The organism is Gluconobacter sp. Dm-73 (genome assembly GCF_018256215.1).
Lineage (GTDB): Bacteria > Pseudomonadota > Alphaproteobacteria > Acetobacterales > Acetobacteraceae > Gluconobacter > Gluconobacter cadivus.
In genome coordinates this window covers 131,675-148,472 of record NZ_JAERLW010000001.1, presented here as the reverse complement: position 1 = coordinate 148,472, position 16,798 = coordinate 131,675, and the positions used below count along the sequence as shown (strand labels likewise).

The following is a 16,798-nucleotide window of genomic DNA, read 5'->3' as shown; positions in this document are numbered from 1 at the left end:
CATTATGCCTGACAAGTCATCCCATCCCCTGCTCCATGCCGATCCCGAGACAGCCCTCGCCGAAGCCATGGAAACTGCGCCCTGCTTCAGCAAAACCACCGACGACGTAACAGTCACGGTCCGGACCTTCTGGCTGGACGACCAGTCCCATCCTGAAGACCACCAATATGCGTGGGCCTATCACATCAGCATCGAGAACGAGCGGAAGGACACTTTCCAGCTCCTGTCCCGGAGTTGGGAAATCGTGGATGGTCTTGGCCGCAAGGAACATGTTCACGGCGATGGCGTCGTCGGCGAACAGCCCGTAATCGCCCCGCAGGAACAGTTCGACTATACGTCCGGCGCCATGCTGAACACGCCCTCGGGCTTCATGCACGGCACCTATCACATGCTGGAGCCACGCTCGGGCCACCGCTTCGACGTCAGCATTCCCGTATTCAGTCTCGACAGCCCCCATGACAGCACGCTGATCCACTGACAGGCCGTATCGGGCGTCTGTGAAGAACGGCGCGGGCAACATCGCGACCTTGACGTCCCTGCCGTCCCGGCCCATTCCTCCCCCATGCGTATCGCTGCCCTTCTTCTCGCTGCCGGTCGTGGCCGGCGCTTCGATGAGTCCTCACAGAACGGGGACACTTCTTCCAAGCAGTTCCGGATGCTGCGGGGCAAACCCGTCATCCGCAGAGCCGCCGAAGCCCTATTGCCGCATGTGGACGTGCTGCTGCCGGTCGGCGACGATCCCCTGTTAGCCGACAGCCTGAAAGGGCTAAACGTTCTGGCACCTGTCAGCGGTGGTGCGGAACGCCATGACAGCGTGCGCAACGGCCTTGAAGCTCTCGCGGCCCTCCCCGAGCCGCCCGATCTGGTGCTGGTCCATGACGGCGCCCGCCCCTGCGTCCCCGCAGAGGTGGTGCAGAACGTCATCGAGGCCCTGAAAACCCATGAGGGCGTGATCCCGGCCGTCGCCGTCATCGACACGATCAAGAAAGCCGCCGACGGCATCATCATCGATACCGTCCCGCGTGACGGGCTGTGGCGTGCCCAGACCCCGCAGGGCTTCCGCTTCGGCACCCTGCTCGAACTTCACCGCACCCTGCGCGATACCCGCACCGACGACGCCGCCCTGCTCGAACAGGCTGGCCATCCGGTAGCGATCGTTCAAGGGTCGGAAGACAATATCAAACTGACTGTTGCGGAGGACCTGATGCGTCTTGAAGGTGTGATTGACCGGAACCTGCTGCCCCGCGTCGGACTGGGCTATGACGTCCATGCTTTCGAGGAAGGCCGCACGCTGATCCTGTGCGGCATTGAGGTGCCCCATACGAAGGGCCTCGCCGGACATTCCGACGCCGATGTCGGCATCCACACTCTGTGTGACGCCATTTACGGCGCTCTGGCCGAAGGCGATATCGGCCGCCATTTCCCGCCTTCCGACAATGAGTGGAAGGACATGGATTCGGCCCGTTTCCTGATCCACGCCGGCGAGCGCATCCGCGAGCGCGGCGGCTTTCTCGTGAACGCGGACGTCACGCTGATCTGCGAACGCCCCAAGATCGGCCCACATGCCGAAACCATGCGCCAGCGCCTCGCCGATCTGCTGAAGGTTAGCGTCAGCCGCATCTCGGTCAAGGCCACGACCTCGGAGCGTCTTGGCTTTACGGGCCGCGAAGAAGGCATTGCCGCCACCGCCACAGTGAGCATTATGGTCCCGGATAACGGGGAAGCCTGATCCGCAGTTCCGATACGAAAAAGCCCGGTTCCTCTGAGGAGACCGGGCTTTTTTATTGCCTGAATTGCCGAAAAAATCAGCCGTGAATGGCGCAGACCACCACGATCAACGGTGTCGCAGCCAGAAAAAGCCATGCTCCGATAGAGCAGGTCTTCACGATACGGGTACCCATGTGACGCAGCAGGGGCCTACGAACGGATACGGACATAACTTCCTCGACTCTGACAGTGTTCGACAGAACCGGGGATAGCGCCCGCTCCCCGGTCGGGGCGAGTCACCAATCATCTCGTTCTGTCACATGGCGAGGCCTTCAATGATCCCCGAATATGGCAAGATCATGCCCCATTCAGGGCATTTTCCTCTTAGATCGAAACCTTGCGCCCCAATGTCAGAAACAGTCCCGCATCGAGAATATCCTTCTCGCGATTTTCCATCGTGCGGACGAGTTCATCATCCTGCCCCCATGTCGCAAGCTGGGATTTTTCGTCGTTATTGGCCCACAATACAGCATCCACAAGGCTGACAGCGCCTCCCACGACGGCAAGCGCCAGAAGCAGACTCCCCGTCGCCTGTGCCAGCACACCCATAACCGCAAGCTCCAGATCACCCTGCGCTGCCAGTAGCTGCGTCAGAGCAGCCAGATATCCGTCCGGCTGCGCTACTGGCATGAGACCATCTGTTACACTCGGGTGGATCCCGTAACCCGAAAGCCAGGCGAAAACCTGCTTCGCAACCGGCCCGATCCCGTCTTCACAATAACAGAGCCCGTCATCCACCCCGAGTCCGAGCAGCATATCCCGTGCGGCCTGCGGATCAGGCGCGATCCGCTCGATCATCGTCCCGGCAATCCGGGTCAGGGGCAGCGCGTCCGGCGTGAAGGACGCATGTTCTGCAATCCCTCCCCACTCCCCGGCAATAGCCTCGGCCAGAGCGGACGAACGGACGGCCAGAACCCGACCCTGCGGCAGACGGATCGGTCGCCCATCCAGACGCGGCTCGAACAGGCCACCCTCAGATACGACCGAGACCGCTTTCCAGAAACGCTTGTGCCCGCTCAATGCAGAACTCCCAGAGCCCGAAGGATATCCCCGGCCTTTGAATGATGAGGCTTGACTGCCTCAGGCGTTGGACCGGGCTGTCCTTCACGTGCAGCAGCCAGAGGGGCCGTGCATGGATCGGCAGCATTGCCGTCCCCGCCGATCGTGACATGGAAATTGCCGCCAGCATCCCGGTCCTGCGCGACATGCGGGGCCGCGAGCGTTCCCGTCAGCACAACCGGTGTGGAGGCCCCTGCCCCTTCAAAATCCACCACAGGCAGAAGGCGCAGATCCAGAACCTGCGTCCCAAGACCGACCGTACCATTGCCCGAAACGGAAAAGCGCCCGGACTGGAGCCCCAGCGTGTCAATATGCGCCATGTCGTTTGCAATGGTCATATGCAGCCCCAGACACCGCAGCGAGCGGTCGCCTTTCCCGAGAACCACACTGGCCGCAGACCCTGCCATCTGCCCAAGCAGCGCGCTCTGCACCTGACCCTCCACCATCGACAGGCCCAGATGCCCGTCCAGCGACTGCCTCAGTTCGTCAGCGTTGTTACCCTTGGCCGAAAGATACCCCACGACCTGCACAGGCCCCTGAAGCAGCAGCGGCATTCCAAGACGCGTCTCCAGCAGACCGGCTGGCAGAATAAGCGGTTGGAAGGTCACGTTTCCCGAGACAGGCAGCGCACTGGCATCCAGTTCCACCATTCCCGAAAGCGCCAGACCCTGCGCCTGCCCGGAAATCGGGTCCAGACGCAGATGACCGCCTGACAGCGTCAGTCGCGTCGACAGATCGGTATAGTCCCGCCCCGCAAACACGACGTGATCCGTGGCCAGATGCAGGTTCACATCCTGCGCCCGCAGCCGTTTGACCCAAAAGGGCGTCAGGTCCGGCGCATTCTGTAGTGCGACAGGATGCTCATCTTGCGCCGGAACAGTCTTGTTACCCTGCGTCGTCGTTGCCGTCGTCGTTGCCGTTGCCGTTGCCGTTGCCGTTGCCGTTGCCGTTGGAACAACCACTGCCGGAGGCGCTGGTGCAAGCCAAAGCCCCTTGAGCACGTCCAGATCCATTTTTGCAGCATGAATATTTCCGCTCACAACGGGCGGCACATCCTGCCCCAGAACCACCTTGAGCGCCCCATCCAGAGCCAGTTCCTGACTGCCGAACGTCAAGCCATCAAGCGAAAGGCTCTCGCGGTCATGCGTCTCCAGCGTGCCATGCAGGCTCACATCATGCAGAAGCGCACCCGGCAGATGGAGCGTCTTCCCGCTCCCGTCCGCCGTCAGATGCCCATTCTCCGCACCGATCGTTCCCGAAACGGCGACGCGGGCCTTGTCTTGCGCATTGAAGGATGGCGCACCGGAAAGGAGCGTAGTCTGGCTACGCAGTTCCGCCGTCAGCGGCACTGCGGTCTGCAGGCCGTTCCGCCATGCAGCAACCGCCTGCTGCATCGTCCCGGCTCCGGCTTCCACATGCCACGCCGTATCGCGCCACTGCGTATCCGCCGTAACCGTCAGCGCTGCATCCGGACCCGCAGAATCAAGATGAAGATTCTGTACCGCACCCTGCTTCAGCACAACAGAGCCGGCATGCAGATGAACGCGCGTGGGCGTCATCGTCTCCGCAAGACGGTGCAGCAGCGCATTTCCGTCCAGACCAGTCAGCGGACCCGGACTGCCCTGAAGCGCAACATCGCCGCCCAGTGCCGGAACATCCGGCAGATTGGCGTGAGGGAACAGACGATGCGCGTCCTGAAGGTTGGGCCACTCGCCCTGAACCGTCAGCAGCACGTTTTCCATCTTAGACGGATTGCCGATCCGCCCGTCCAGATTCAACCAGTCGCGCCTGTCGCCCTCACCCAGCGTTGTGCCGATGCTGAACGCCCAGGGTTGAGTGCCCTGACGTTGCGACAGAGTGCCGACATGCCCCTTGAGCGTGAAGGGCGTCCCGGCATGATGTCCCTGAAGGCTGATCCACGGACTGGGACTGCGGAGTCCCGCCAGATCAAGCGAATCCAAACCGAACGATCCACTCGTATGGCTCAGGCGATCGTTCCAGAGCACTGCCGTCTGCGCGACATGCAGCCCATCAAGCGCCAGAGTCCAATGCGCCTGAATCCGCTGGCCGCTCTGAGCCCTTACCGGAAAGGCGGCATCCTCATCCTCACGATCCGGCGTCAGAGACCAGTTGGCCTGTCCATCCGAACCGCGCACGAGATTGACGGTCGCTTTTTCGATGACGACATCCTGAAACCGGACCTCGCGATGCAGCAGGGCAAAGACGGCAATTCCGGCATGGATCGTATGAGCCTTGAGAACCGGCGTCTGCCCATCGCGCTTCAGCACGACGTCGGACGCCTCAAAGGCTGGCCAAGGCAAAAGCTGCACCGACGAATGACGGACCTGCATCGAAAGCCCTGTCTGGTGCTGAAGCGCCACGGCCACGCGCTCGCGCAGCGCGTCCTGATCGATCAGGACATGCGTGGCCACACTCACACCAACAAAAGCAACGATGACGGCAATCAGACCGCCGGTGAGCTTCTTCATTTCGCAGGCCCCCTGCCCTTGCTGCTGCCTCCGCCGCGAACGCGCTTGGGCGCGGGCGTTTCACCCGGCACAAAGCCCAACGTCCGGAATGTCTCGCGCATATGCGGCGGCAGAGGGGCCGTCACGATCAAACGCCCACCGGCGGGGTGGGGAATATCAAGCTGACGCGCATGCAGGTGCAACCGGTCGATAAAGCCTTCCGGATGTGCGGCCTTTCCGCCATAGCGCGGATCACCAAGGATCGGCGTGCCAATGGATTCGGTATGCACGCGAAGCTGATGCGTTCGCCCCGTCAGCGGAGACAGCTTCAGCCAGCTCAGCTTCTTTCCGGCGGCATCGAGCGTCGCATAATCCGTCTTGGCCGAAGCCGCGTCTTCCTCATCGCGTGACGCCGCGATCACCAGCGCCGCGCCACCCGCACCGATCTTGGCCAGAGGCTGGTCGATGATGCCGGATTCCGGCGATGGCCGTCCGACAACCACAGCCCAGTACGTCTTCTCCACATCGCGCCCACGGAACGCAGCCGCAAGCTTCGCCGCCACACCCGGCGTCCGCGCAATCAGAAGGATGCCGGACGTGTCACGGTCGATACGATGCACCAGACGCGGCCGATCGCCGCCCTCAGGCCGCAGGCCGTCAAGCATCATGTCCACATGTTTGGTAATCCCCGGACCGCCCTGCGTCGCAAGGCCCGATGGTTTGTCGAGAACAAGCAGGTGCTCGTCCTCGTAAATCACCATCTTGCGGATCTCGCGCTCCAGCATCGGATCCGGCGGCGGCAGGGGTGCGGGCTTGTCCACATCCGGCAAAGGCGGGATGCGGACGGTCTGTCCGGGGATCAGGCGGGTATTGGTCTGAACACGCCCTCCCTCCACGCGGATCTGTCCCTTACGGCACAGCTTCTGGAGCGCGCCCTGCGTCAGATTGGGGTAGTGACGTCTGAACCAGCGGTCGAGGCGAATATCGGCCTCATCCTCGGTCACGATGCGGTTGGTAACTGTCATGGTTCGCGGGATGCCCTCTTGGCGGCCCGCATGTCCAGAAGTTTTCTGATCCGCCCCTCATGTCCGCGGTCCGTGGGATGATAAAGAGACGCTCTGGGCATCCCGTCCGGAAAGTAGTTCTGGCCCGAAAATCCACCCTCGCTGTCGTGGTCGTATTCATAGCCCTTGCCGTATCCGATATCCTTCATCAGGGATGTCGGTGCATTCAGGATATGCGACGGCGGCATCAGACTGCCGGTATCGCGCGCCAGAGCACGGGCTGCCTTATAGGCCGTGTAAACCGCATTGGATTTCGGCGCGGTCGCCAGATGCACCACGACCTGCGCCAGCGCCAGTTCTCCTTCCGGCGAGCCCAGCCGCTCATAGGTCTGCCACCCCGCCACGGCCATCGGCAGCGCGGACGGATCGGCCTGCCCCACGTCCTCAGCCGCAAACCGCGTCAGACGCCGGGCGATGTAACGCGGGTCCTCCCCGCCCTCCAGCATCCGCGCGAACCAGTACAATCCCGCATCCGGATCGCTGCCGCGCAGTGATTTGTGCAGCGCGGAAATGAGATTGTAATGCTCTTCCCGGTCCCGGTCATAAAGGATTGCCCGGCGCGACAGGATCGCCGCCAGATCGCGCGGCGTCAGAACTTTCGACGGATCAAGAGCCACAAGCTGCTCGACCATATTCAGCAGATACCGCCCGTCCCCATCCGCCATGGCCCGCAGACTGGCCCGCGCCTCCGGATCAAGCGGCAACGGACGCCCGACTTCCTCTTCCGCATGCACAAGCAGGCTCTCAAGGCTCGCATCATCCAGCCGGTTCAGCACAAGAACCTGACACCGCGAGAGCAACGCCGCATTCAGCGCAAAGGACGGGTTCTCCGTGGTTGCCCCCACCAGAACCACCGTCCCACGCTCCACATACGGCAGAAATCCGTCCTGCTGCGCGCGATTAAAGCGATGGATTTCGTCCACGAACAGCAGCGTACCCTTGCCCGTCGCCGACTGTTTCTGGTCCGCTTCCTCAAACGCCCGGCGCAGATCCGCCACGCCAGAAAAGACTGCCGAAATCTGGGCGTAAAACAGCCCGGCCCGTCCTGCGAGCAGGCGCGCAATCGTCGTCTTGCCACATCCCGGACCGCCCCACAGAATCAGGCTGGACAGCGTGCCGCGCTCCAGCATCCGGGTCAGCGTCCCCTCAGGGCCAAGCAGATGATCTTGCCCCCGTACATCTTCCAGCCGCTTCGGGCGCAGACGGTCTGCCAGAGGCTGGGTGCGCGAGGGTGGCCGACGTTGCACTTGCGGCGCTTCGACCGAACGCTCCTGCCGTGCAGAGTGCGGCGCATGTCCGGACGGACGCTTCGCCCCGGGAGCGCCGCCGAAAAGATCTGTCATGTCCGTCACTGGCGTCCCGCGCTCCCCGAAATGTTCTTCGACTTCCCGATCAGAGATGGGACTTCCGACCCGTCAGGATAATCCCCAAGCCCAACCTTAATGCAGAATACGCCGAAGCACGCCCGGCAACAGCATCGACAGCGGATTGACTGACAGATCGGGTTTTTCAACCGTTCCATGCAATTCAAACGTCGCGGCCAATAGTCCGCCCCCCTTCTCGGGAGACATCAGATGCCCCAGAACCGGCAACTTCCCCGGAAGCGCATTCAGCCCGAAAACCGGCACGATCGTCCCGTTGAGGTTCAGCCCGGACGTTTTCAGATCAATCGGCCCTTCCATCGTGGCACCCAGCGCCTGATTGCCGATCACACCGTCACGCAACACCAGCATATTCCCCGCCAGACTGAGCCGCGTGGACAGATGGGTGATTTCAAACCGGTCCAGATGATTGGTCAGCCAGTGCAGCGGCGAGAGGTCGGAGACTGCCGTCAGCGTCAGCGGCGGCCGCAGGAACTCGGATGGTCCCATGTCCACATGCCCCCGGAACGGCGGCAAACCGCCCCACAGCCCTGCCGATTTGGCGCTCCGTCCTTCCGGAACTTTCCGAACACTGGTTTCATCCGGCGTGAACACCCCGTCCAGATGCGTCTTCCCCCCCCGGATGCGATCATACAGCCCCAGATTTTCCAGCAGCAGACCCAGATTGTCGATATCCAGAACGAACGGATGCTCCCGCCCCGTATCGCCCAGAACCGCCCGCACCCGGGTCGGCGCGTCCAACGCAAAGCGCCCTGATGTCAGATGTCCGTTGCGCAGCTCGATCTGCGAGACGACACCGCCCACCTGCGCTTTAGGGCCGTAATAGACATGCGGCGCGTTCAGGGAGATGGACCAGCTGTCGCCCATGGACGCGCTTGTTCCGCCTGATGCGCTCTGCGTTCCCGTATCCGCCACCGGGGGATGCGGCGCGAACATCGGCGCCAGATCCAGCGGGTCCGCATCGACTGTCACACCAACAGGCTGTTCCGCACTCTGCGGCAGGGCAATGCGCGCATCTCCCTGTGTCCGACCGATACGAAAGCCTTCCAGAACGATCCCGGTCAGCTTGCCTGCATGCGTGACGCCCCTGCCCGCCACGGAAAGATCAGTCCCGTGCGCCTGCAATCCGTCCAGAACGGACATTTTCCCGTCCTGAAACCCGATATGCACCATGGCCGTCGCAGGCTCACCCAGCGGCTTGGCCCAGATCGGCACGCTCAGAGCAGCCTGGGCCATGTCCAGCGACAGTTTCAGATCGGACGTTTCGTTCGCCTGCTGCACAAAATGCGCATTCAGAACCGCATGGCCATCAAACAGACCAACTGGCGCGATCCGGGCCTTTGCCGCAGATTGCGGGTCCAAAACCGAACGCGCGTCAATCGTCTGCAACACGCGCGACGGCGCACCCCCTCGAAAATTCTCATACAACACGACATGCGTGGGAATGCCCGCAAGCTGGCCGTCTCCCGTCAGGTCAAGCGCATCCTCGGTGGCGGACATCTTGCCCGAAGCCCCGTCCACCGCATGCCCCATCAGGACATTTCCCAGATGCACGCCCGAAAACGCCGCCTGCGTCCAGACATGCAGTGCCCCGTCCGGGATATGCGCCACCAGCGGCAGCGTCATACGGACATGCGCGTCCACCGTGCCTGCTGGTTGCGTGAACGGCAGTGGATGTCGTGACAGCAGATGCAATCGCGGATGCGCCAGAGCAGACATGAACCCCGCCAGAGGCCCCGTCAGATGCGCGGAAATATCGCCCGTCTGGTCTTTGTCATAGAGCTTGCCGATCCGGATTTCTCCATCCGGCAGCAGCACGTTCTGCTTTATATCCGTCGGCTGAACGCCCCGGCTCAGATCAATGACAAGCGTTTCCGGACCATCGAAATGCAGAGACGCATCAAGCCCCGTGGCCGGAGGGACTGGACGCAGCCAATGGACCGTCAGGCCATGGCCTGTCAGCTGTCCCTCAACCGAAGTCGGCAGGATCTTGTCCGGCCCATGATCGCTGTGCAGATGGGCTTTGACGTGTAGATCCCGCCCGGTCCCGTCCGTGATGTTCTTCGAAACCCAGCGTCGCCCGCCTTTGACGATCGTTGCAGGCCAGATGGATCCCACCGTTGCAAAGCGGATCGCATCCAGCCCGGCCTCCGCGTCTGCGTCCAGCACTGTCGGCTTGAGCAGATTGTCCAAGCTGGCACTGGCCGAAGCCTTCAGATGGGTTAGCGTACCGTCGGTATCCGCCACATCCAGCGCTGCTGAAGGAACGTCGAGCCGCGCACCACCCTTCAGGCCCGGACGGTCCATCCGCAGATGCACGCTCGCCTGCCCTGCATGAAGATGGATCGGATCGGCGGTTTTCTGAAAAACCTTCCCGTCCCCGAGAGACAGGTTCAGCGTCAGTTCCGATGGAAGTGCATCCATCCCCTGCGGCACAAAAACCGCATCTGCCCCGATGGACACCGGAACATGCCAGTTCGCAGCTTGTGGATTGAAAACCCCGAGTTGGGCCGGCTCAAATGGCGTCGCCTGCAGATGCAACAGTCCATTATGCCCGACTTGACGGGCCTGTGCCGTCAGGATGGTATGGAATCCATCGAGCGCAACCGCGGCCCGCCCGGACCCGACCCACACGAAATCCCGTGAATGTGGCGCCACCCGGATCCGGCGCGCCTTCATATCTACGTCGCCGATCACGGCGGTCCGGTCCTGTGGAAGCCCGGCGAATGTGATGGAAACATTGTGGATATCCACGGCGCGCAAGCGGTCAAGCCGCGTCGGCACACCCCGGCCGCCCCGTTTCTGCTCTGGCAGATCCATATCCACATCGCCGTCAGGCAAACGGCGCAGGGCCAGAGTGGCGCCTTCGAGACGCAGGGTGCGCGGTGCAATCACGCCTTCAAACAGCGCACTTAGCGACAGAACGGCATCCGCCTCGGTCGCGCGTTCCGCCACCAGATTGTCAAACCGGGTGACTTTCAGCCCGCGCGCCATCAGCACAAGCCCAGCCGGAACGCCGCCCGCGCTCGGCTGCCACTGGATCCAGAGCCTGTCCCAGCTCAGCCGACCAGCCGGATGTCCGGGGCGTTTGCCCGCCGCAATCGAGACCGGCTCCACAAGATGGGAGACGCGCGTGATCTCCACGGGGCCGTGGGCCAGTTTCCACAGGAACACACTGCCCGCAGCCGCTACGAGCGCAACCGGCGCAACACAGATCAAGGCAACCCAGCGCGCCACATGCCAGTGTCGCGGCATGTGTGGGCCTGGGCAAAAAGAAGGATGCAAACGCCTGCGGGGAGGACGCGGGAAGTCGTGGACGGCCATAGACGGTCATCGGCGCGTTTCCGGCCTGTCTCCCTCGTGAGAGTTGGAGGTATAAGCCCTCAGGCTTTCGGAAGGTTCCGGAAAGCCTCCGCCACCAGAGCAGCATGTGTCGCGGGTTTTACCTTGCGCCACACATTCCGGATGACGCCCTGTCCATCCACCAGAAAGGAACTGCGCTCCATCCCCATATAGGTCCGGCCATACATGGATTTCTCGACCCATGTTCCGTAAGCTTCGGCGACGGCATGGTCCTCGTCCGAGGCCAGCGGGAACTTCAGACCATATTTCGTGGCGAATTTTTCAATTTTCGCCACCGGATCGGGGCTGACGCCGATGATCGTCAGACCCTCGGCGTCGAACTCGGGCAGAACCTCCTGAAGACCACAGGCCTGCGTCGTACAGCCGGGGGTGTCGGCTTTCGGATAGAAGTACAGCAGATAAGGCTTCCCGCTCAGCGCGGCACTGCTCACAGTGCGCCCGGCAGAGGCGGGAAGCGTAAAATCTGGCGCCCGGTCGCCCGGTTGCAGGTCTGTATTCTGTGCAGAAACGGTCATAAGCCACATGATTGCCCGACCCGTCCGATCCGATCAAGGCAAACCGGACGAAAACCGTTCAGTATTCCGGGATCAGTATCCCGGATACATCACAACGGGCGGCGGTCCGTAAACAACCCGTGGCGGCGGCGCATAGACGACCGGCGGGGGAGCATACACGACCTGCGGCGGCGGAGGGGGCGGCGGACCATAAGGTTGGGCCAGCAGCGCGCCGCCTACGGCTCCAAGAGCCAAACCACCTAGAATGCCGCCGACGATGGCGCCGGAATGGTCATGATGCCAGCCACCGCGCCCACCGCCCGGAGGCCCGCCATATCCATACCCGCGACCGTAACCCGGACCATAGCCCGGCCCGCCCCCATGCCAGTGAGCCTGTGCCTGCGGCACGATGGCATTCGGGACGATTGCGGAACCGATCAGCAGCGGAGCGGCCATAAGAACTGCACGTGTGATGCGACGCATGGCATCTTTCTCCTCGAAACACGCGGAGCAGAAAAGCCGGTTAAAACAGGCTCTTCCGTCCATGAGAAAGATTATGCCCGCTGAAAATGGCAGCAAGAGGCACCAATCATGGCAGGAGCCGGACAAATTGTAACAGACAACCGTCCAGCCTCAGAAAGCGCCCCTCAGTGCGGCGACTCGACCCGGTGATAACCCGGCGGCGGGTCAAAAACATCGAGGGGCTGCGGAGAACGACTGACCGAGACCGCTTCCACGACCGGCTTTCCGTCATGCACCGCCCCCAGCATCAACCCGTCCTCCGTGTAACAGAAGGTGGTCGGATGACGGTCAGTGTCGGCACTTTCCCAGATCGTACAGGCTTCCCCAGCGATCCGGCCCTGACCCATTTGGCGCCATGATCCTGCTGCGGGCGTTCCGGGCGCCGCGAAACTACCGCCCGGCGCTGGCATGACCGTCGCCGTGCGCTTGGTCCCATCCAGCACCATCAGAATATGGGTGCGGTAATCCGTCAGCATGACCGTTGCTGACCCTTCGGGCTCGATCCGCTGCCGCCACGACGTGGACGTCCAGCGCATCCGCTGATGCAGATGCTGTCCGGCCGGGCCCGTCAGAACATAATCGATATCGGCATCATGCAGCGGCGTCACGAGCGGAGCCTGTGCCTGAAGCGGCGCGGGAGTTGCAGGAACATCCGCCTTTGCGGAAAATCCGCCCACAGTCCCCATCAACAGACAGGCCGTCATTCCGGCTGCACGCAGCATCCTCGTTCTCATTTGTGGTTTCCGTCGGCCGGGCCACTCGGCGGCTGATCCGGCGCAGATACGGAACCATCTCCTGAAGAATCATTCGAAACGGAGGGCTGCGTCGTATCGGGCTGAGCGCTCTGGCCCGGCAGCAGTGCCGTATGCCCACCCGGCGTTGTCGTGGCTGGCGCGGGCGCATCCCTGTCCCCGATGACGGGCGCGTCAGAATCTGACACGTCAGGCGTCGCGGCCTCATGCGTCGTCGTCTTCATCTCTGTGCCCGAGGCTTCCGGCACCGGCGATGGCGTCGCACTCCCTGCCTGGCTCTGATGCGCGGGACGCATTTTCGGCTCCAGCATATGAAATCCTGCCGGCGGCTCGAACGTGGAGGACGGGATGTCCTGATAGGATACCGAAAGCGCCTTGATGGAGCCTTCCACACCGTCCGCATCCACGCCGTTTTCCGCCAGAATGACGCCATCCGGCGTCACACAGGCGGTGGCCGTGCCGTGGCTGCTCTGGATGGTCCAGCGATCGCAGGCCACCCCCGCCACGGTGTCATGACCAGCAGCCTTATACTGCATGTCCAGATCAAGCATGAACGGATTGTGCAGACCATGGCTTGGATGAAGGCGCGTATAGAGCTGCTGCTTCATCATCACGAGCGTGACCTGCTGCGCCGGGCGATCAAGGATCGTCACTCCGTTGCCATCCTGCGAATCGATCCGCAGCAGATCGCCCGCGCCCGAGAACGCGACTTTGACACTCTCGGGATGACCTTTCGTCGCACTCGACAGCGTGGAAAGCTCATACACGACCGTCACATCCCGCGTCGGCGTCAGGCGGGGATGATCGTCCGCATGAGCCGGTGTCATCACAGACAAACCGGCCACCAGCAGCCCGATCGGCGCGGCGCTCAGAAAAACAGGACGTGTAAAAACAGTCATGGCGGATCTCCGACAGGCACGCGCCCGGGAAGCGCGCGCAGGGACGCAATGGATTCACGCAGGGCCTGAAGGCTGAAATCGTCAGGCCAGACCGCACGCACGGTCAGCGCCTGATGAAGCAGGGACTGATAATCCTCCGCTGGAATGCCGACCCCACCCAGCCCCGTCAGATGCGGCGTGGTGTATTGCGTATCCAGCAGCGTGTATCGCCCCTGTCGCAGCCCTGCGACAAGATGGACCAGCGCCACCTTAGAAGCATCACGTTCCCGCGAAAACATGCTCTCGCCGAAAAAAGCCCCCCGCAGGGACACGCCATACAGGCCACCCACCACAGCCTCGCCGTCCCAGACTTCAATGGAATGGGCGTTTCCCTGACGGTGCAGGTCACCATAAAGACTGCGGATACGCCCGCTGATCCATGTCGTCTCCCGCCCGGGAGCCGCTTCAGCACAGGCCAGCATGACGTCATCGAATGCCCGATCCGCCGTCACCATCATCCTGCCCGACATCACGAGGCGCATGAGCTTTTTGGGAACATGCATCCCGTCCAGCGGCATGATCCCGCGCTCTTCCGGCAGATACCATGTCAGTTCCGCGCTTTCCGCATCCGGAGCCATGGGAAAAATCCCCGAGGCATAAGCCTGAAGCAGAAGGTCCGGCGTTATCTCATCCATGACGACACAGTTTCTACCCGTTTCCTGAACTGAGGCGCCGCAGAGCACATGGATGGATCCTGTCGTGCGAAATCATGGCCGTGGAGACAACGACCATGATAAAGGTGGCCTGCCATCAGGGAGACCGCCAGTGCCGCTTGCTTTCATTTACGCCATCATCCTCGTCATACTTGGCGCCCTGCGCCTGCTGATGCCCGAAATACACGGCCTGTTGATGGTTCTGGCCAAAATCAGCGCGGCCTGTCTGGTTATCTCCGCGCTCGTGGATCTGTGGACGATGCGCAAAAACGTCGAACCTGCGACGATGACCGAAGCGTCCCTGACCACAGAAGGAGCAACGGAAGCCTGAGACTCCTGAGCTCAGGAAAATGTCTCAGACGTACCCATCCCACCGGCCCGCAGATCGGCAGCAGCCTCCTTAACGGCCAGCCCATGCGTGCGTTCCAGACGACGGATCGTGAAATGGGCCCGTGCCAGCGCGCGGTAATGCGCCAGAAACGCCGTGTTGAGAGACGCCCCACACAGCGCGCCCGCAACCGGCACCATCTGCAACGCGAACTTGCGCGACAGACCGATTCCGTAATGCGACGCCACTTCCGCCATCAGCATCACGATAGGCCGTCCGCGCAGCAGCGCACGCGCCGAGAAGAAACCCAGTTCGCCTTCCTCGTCGCTCTGACGCGCCGGAAAACTGCGGAGCGCAAAAACTTCCAGACAGGCCCGGCGCGTGTCTTCGTTGCGCAGATCCTCGCCTTCCTCGCGCGCAATGCGGGCGATTTCGCGCATGATGGTCAGCGTTGTGAAGCCGACATCCGGCGCAAGACCGAAAATTCCCCCGAAACCGCCCAGCGCACCAGAGACGGCCACGGCGGCCTGTCCCAGATTCTCACGCATCGGATCACGCGGGGCCGGCGCATCGTTGTCGATACCCAGAACAGCCACACGAAACGCCCGTTCGATGGCAGCTTCCGCCGTCTTGTGGAATTTTTCCTGCACCGCCGGGGCCAGTCCGAGTCCCTGCATGCCGAGTCGCGTGGCCTGTCCGACCGCGCCGCCCATCAGGTCGGCCAGACGCACGAGAACTCCACGGCCCTGCTCCACCTTTTCAAGAACGGACTGAAGCTGTGCAAGGGAATCCCCGTCCAGCGCCGTCGAGGCGAAATTGCTGGTCGGAAGCTGCGTGTCATTCACTGAGGTCATGACGATCAAAACTCCTGTTCGTAAGACCCGAAACCGTTTACCGGATAGCAGGTTTCATATCCTAACATGGCACCATCATGGGGATATCGGCGCCAGAAGACTACCCGGGCCAACTATCCGGACGAGCACCGTCGGGGTGAGGAGAATTACACCAATGACCGCATTATCGCGCTTGATCCTGTCGGCCCCGCTGACAGCCACCCTCCTCGTTCCGGCGGTTTCTCCAGCTTTTGCCGCCCCGAGTCACAGCCACCACCATGCCGCTCACGGCACGGCCAATCTGCCGCAGATGGTCCCAACCTCCGGTCAGATCGTCGGCGCGCCCGCAAAACCCCTGACCCCGGCCCAGACGGCAGCCCTCCCCGATGAAGGCGCCCCGCCCCCGCCGCATGGCTATACGGAAGTGGAAGACTCGGAAACCGCCCTCGCCAGCTACAGCGACCGGGTCCGGACGCATCTGCCGGTCGGCATGCCCGGCCCGAACGCGCAGCAGAAAACCAACGGCCCCAACAACCTACCGTCCCATTTCACGCTGTTTGGTATGCCGGTGAAGTTCAACGCCCCCGTGCAGTCGCCTTATGAAGACGAAGACTCACCGACGAGCTATGCCGGTCATCCGGTCAATGGCCAGACGAACATCCTCGTGAACGGCGACGCCTCTCCCATTCACTAAGAAATACGGTCTTCAGGGGCGCACCCAGTCCCCGATCTGCGTCAGGTGTCGGAACTCCTCCTCCGTCACCGGCGCTACAGACAATCTGGACTGTTTGAGCAGCGCCATCTCCGCCAGAGCCGGATCGGCCTTGATCTCGGCAAGGCTCACGGGACGGCCAAAAGCCCCCATCGCCTTCACATCCACACAGACCCAGCGCGGATCTTCCGCAGTCGGGTCCGGATAGGCCTCCCGTACGACTTCCACCACGCCCACAATCCGTTTTTCGCTAACGGAATGGTAGAAAAACGCCAGATCGCCGTTTTTCATCGCCGCAAGATTGTTGCGCGCCTGATAGTTGCGTACGCCGGTCCACGGCTCGACATTATTATGCACCTGCTGCGCCCATGAGAACGCCTCGGGTTCCGATTTCACCAGCCAGAAAGCCATCTCTCACTCCCGCCACAAAGGCTGCCCCAAGGGACGCCCCAAAAGCCGCCCT

17 protein-coding genes are annotated in these 16,798 nt (G+C 62.3%); 4 read left to right on the top strand and 13 right to left on the bottom strand.

The window, feature by feature from the left end; genetic code table 11:
* Nucleotides 1-4 precede the first annotated feature (4 nt).
* Together apaG and JK176_RS00720 are read left to right on the top strand one after the other, a co-directional pair.
* Nucleotides 5-478 (top strand): Co2+/Mg2+ efflux protein ApaG, encoded by a 474-nt coding sequence (gene apaG / locus JK176_RS00725; RefSeq protein ID WP_211585926.1) that lies wholly within the window; start codon nucleotides 5-7, stop codon nucleotides 476-478.
* A gap of 84 nt (nucleotides 479-562) precedes the next feature.
* Entirely contained in the window at nucleotides 563-1,729 is a 1,167-nt protein-coding gene (locus JK176_RS00720; RefSeq protein WP_211585924.1) for a bifunctional 2-C-methyl-D-erythritol 4-phosphate cytidylyltransferase/2-C-methyl-D-erythritol 2,4-cyclodiphosphate synthase, read from the top strand.
* 76 nt (nucleotides 1,730-1,805) lie between these two features.
* Here JK176_RS00720 and JK176_RS15070 read toward each other — a convergent pair whose 3' ends face one another.
* The 11 genes from JK176_RS15070 to aat all read right to left on the bottom strand — a co-directional run bounded on the left by JK176_RS15070 (nucleotide 1,806) and on the right by aat (nucleotide 14,444).
* Nucleotides 1,806-1,937, bottom strand: coding sequence for a hypothetical protein (locus tag JK176_RS15070; protein WP_264815912.1), 132 nt, complete (start codon nucleotides 1,935-1,937; stop codon nucleotides 1,806-1,808).
* 154 nt (nucleotides 1,938-2,091) lie between these two features.
* Nucleotides 2,092-2,787, bottom strand: a complete 696-nt coding sequence (locus tag JK176_RS00715) for an ATP12 family protein (protein WP_211585923.1) — start codon at nucleotides 2,785-2,787, stop codon at nucleotides 2,092-2,094.
* Entirely contained in the window at nucleotides 2,784-5,315 is a 2,532-nt protein-coding gene (locus tag JK176_RS00710) for an AsmA family protein (protein WP_211585922.1), read from the bottom strand. The genes JK176_RS00715 and JK176_RS00710 overlap by 4 nt, the downstream gene beginning before the upstream one ends.
* Nucleotides 5,312-6,319 (bottom strand): RluA family pseudouridine synthase, encoded by a 1,008-nt coding sequence (locus JK176_RS00705; protein WP_211585921.1) that lies wholly within the window; start codon nucleotides 6,317-6,319, stop codon nucleotides 5,312-5,314. The genes JK176_RS00710 and JK176_RS00705 overlap by 4 nt, the downstream gene beginning before the upstream one ends.
* Nucleotides 6,316-7,701: a replication-associated recombination protein A gene (locus JK176_RS00700; RefSeq protein ID WP_211585920.1), complete on the bottom strand. Its 1,386-nt coding sequence runs from the start codon at nucleotides 7,699-7,701 to the stop codon at nucleotides 6,316-6,318. Before JK176_RS00700 ends, JK176_RS00705 begins: the two co-directional genes overlap by 4 nt.
* Nucleotides 7,702-7,797: 96 nt before the next feature.
* Nucleotides 7,798-10,995, bottom strand: coding sequence for a DUF3971 domain-containing protein (locus JK176_RS00695; protein WP_249194081.1), 3,198 nt, complete (start codon nucleotides 10,993-10,995; stop codon nucleotides 7,798-7,800).
* A gap of 128 nt (nucleotides 10,996-11,123) precedes the next feature.
* Nucleotides 11,124-11,627, bottom strand: a complete 504-nt coding sequence (gene bcp / locus JK176_RS00690; protein ID WP_211585918.1) for a thioredoxin-dependent thiol peroxidase — start codon at nucleotides 11,625-11,627, stop codon at nucleotides 11,124-11,126.
* Between the two features lie 63 nt (nucleotides 11,628-11,690).
* On the bottom strand, nucleotides 11,691-12,080 hold the full coding sequence (locus tag JK176_RS00685) for a hypothetical protein (protein ID WP_099285587.1): 390 nt from the start codon (nucleotides 12,078-12,080) through the stop codon (nucleotides 11,691-11,693).
* Between the two features lie 164 nt (nucleotides 12,081-12,244).
* Entirely contained in the window at nucleotides 12,245-12,841 is a 597-nt protein-coding gene (locus JK176_RS00680; RefSeq protein WP_211585917.1) for a hypothetical protein, read from the bottom strand.
* An 8-nt stretch (nucleotides 12,842-12,849) separates the two neighbouring features.
* Nucleotides 12,850-13,770, bottom strand: a complete 921-nt coding sequence (locus JK176_RS00675; RefSeq protein ID WP_211585916.1) for a hypothetical protein — start codon at nucleotides 13,768-13,770, stop codon at nucleotides 12,850-12,852.
* Nucleotides 13,767-14,444: a leucyl/phenylalanyl-tRNA--protein transferase gene (aat, locus tag JK176_RS00670; RefSeq protein WP_211585915.1), complete on the bottom strand. Its 678-nt coding sequence runs from the start codon at nucleotides 14,442-14,444 to the stop codon at nucleotides 13,767-13,769. The genes JK176_RS00675 and aat overlap by 4 nt, the downstream gene beginning before the upstream one ends.
* 130 nt (nucleotides 14,445-14,574) lie before the next feature.
* On the opposite strand from aat, the gene JK176_RS00665 reads away from it, so the two are divergent.
* Complete coding sequence (locus JK176_RS00665) at nucleotides 14,575-14,793, top strand: hypothetical protein (RefSeq protein ID WP_194261960.1); 219 nt, start codon at nucleotides 14,575-14,577, stop codon at nucleotides 14,791-14,793.
* 11 nt (nucleotides 14,794-14,804) lie between these two features.
* Here JK176_RS00665 and JK176_RS00660 read toward each other — a convergent pair whose 3' ends face one another.
* Entirely contained in the window at nucleotides 14,805-15,644 is an 840-nt protein-coding gene (locus tag JK176_RS00660; protein ID WP_194261880.1) for an EcsC family protein, read from the bottom strand.
* A 154-nt stretch (nucleotides 15,645-15,798) separates the two neighbouring features.
* Here JK176_RS00660 and JK176_RS00655 point away from each other — a divergent pair, with 154 nt between their 5' ends.
* The gene (locus JK176_RS00655; RefSeq protein WP_211585914.1) at nucleotides 15,799-16,317 is read left to right on the top strand and encodes a hypothetical protein; all 519 of its coding nucleotides are present in this window, start codon (nucleotides 15,799-15,801) and stop codon (nucleotides 16,315-16,317) included.
* A gap of 12 nt (nucleotides 16,318-16,329) precedes the next feature.
* On the opposite strand, the gene JK176_RS00650 is transcribed toward JK176_RS00655, so the two are convergent.
* Nucleotides 16,330-16,746, bottom strand: a complete 417-nt coding sequence (locus tag JK176_RS00650) for an EVE domain-containing protein (protein WP_211585913.1) — start codon at nucleotides 16,744-16,746, stop codon at nucleotides 16,330-16,332.
* Nucleotides 16,747-16,798 lie beyond the last annotated feature (52 nt).

Excerpts from the sequence above, each read along its gene's own strand:
- JK176_RS00660 (WP_194261880.1), bottom strand. The coding sequence starts at position 15,644 with ATGACCTCAGTGAATGACACGCAGCTTCCGACCAGCAATTTCGCCTCG.
- apaG (WP_211585926.1), top strand. The coding sequence starts at position 5 with ATGCCTGACAAGTCATCCCATCCCCTGCTCCATGCCGATCCCGAGACA.
- JK176_RS00675 (WP_211585916.1), bottom strand. The coding sequence starts at position 13,770 with ATGACTGTTTTTACACGTCCTGTTTTTCTGAGCGCCGCGCCGATCGGG.
- JK176_RS15070 (WP_264815912.1), bottom strand. The coding sequence starts at position 1,937 with ATGTCCGTATCCGTTCGTAGGCCCCTGCTGCGTCACATGGGTACCCGT.
- JK176_RS00700 (WP_211585920.1), bottom strand. The coding sequence starts at position 7,701 with ATGACAGATCTTTTCGGCGGCGCTCCCGGGGCGAAGCGTCCGTCCGGA.
- JK176_RS00710 (WP_211585922.1), bottom strand. The coding sequence starts at position 5,315 with ATGAAGAAGCTCACCGGCGGTCTGATTGCCGTCATCGTTGCTTTTGTT.
- JK176_RS00685 (WP_099285587.1), bottom strand. The coding sequence starts at position 12,080 with ATGCGTCGCATCACACGTGCAGTTCTTATGGCCGCTCCGCTGCTGATC.
- JK176_RS00695 (WP_249194081.1), bottom strand. The coding sequence starts at position 10,995 with ATGCCGCGACACTGGCATGTGGCGCGCTGGGTTGCCTTGATCTGTGTT.
- aat (WP_211585915.1), bottom strand. The coding sequence starts at position 14,444 with ATGGATGAGATAACGCCGGACCTTCTGCTTCAGGCTTATGCCTCGGGG.
- JK176_RS00720 (WP_211585924.1), top strand. The coding sequence starts at position 563 with ATGCGTATCGCTGCCCTTCTTCTCGCTGCCGGTCGTGGCCGGCGCTTC.
- bcp (WP_211585918.1), bottom strand. The coding sequence starts at position 11,627 with ATGTGGCTTATGACCGTTTCTGCACAGAATACAGACCTGCAACCGGGC.
- JK176_RS00650 (WP_211585913.1), bottom strand. The coding sequence starts at position 16,746 with ATGGCTTTCTGGCTGGTGAAATCGGAACCCGAGGCGTTCTCATGGGCG.
- JK176_RS00655 (WP_211585914.1), top strand. The coding sequence starts at position 15,799 with ATGACCGCATTATCGCGCTTGATCCTGTCGGCCCCGCTGACAGCCACC.
- JK176_RS00680 (WP_211585917.1), bottom strand. The coding sequence starts at position 12,841 with ATGCTGCGTGCAGCCGGAATGACGGCCTGTCTGTTGATGGGGACTGTG.
- JK176_RS00705 (WP_211585921.1), bottom strand. The coding sequence starts at position 6,319 with ATGACAGTTACCAACCGCATCGTGACCGAGGATGAGGCCGATATTCGC.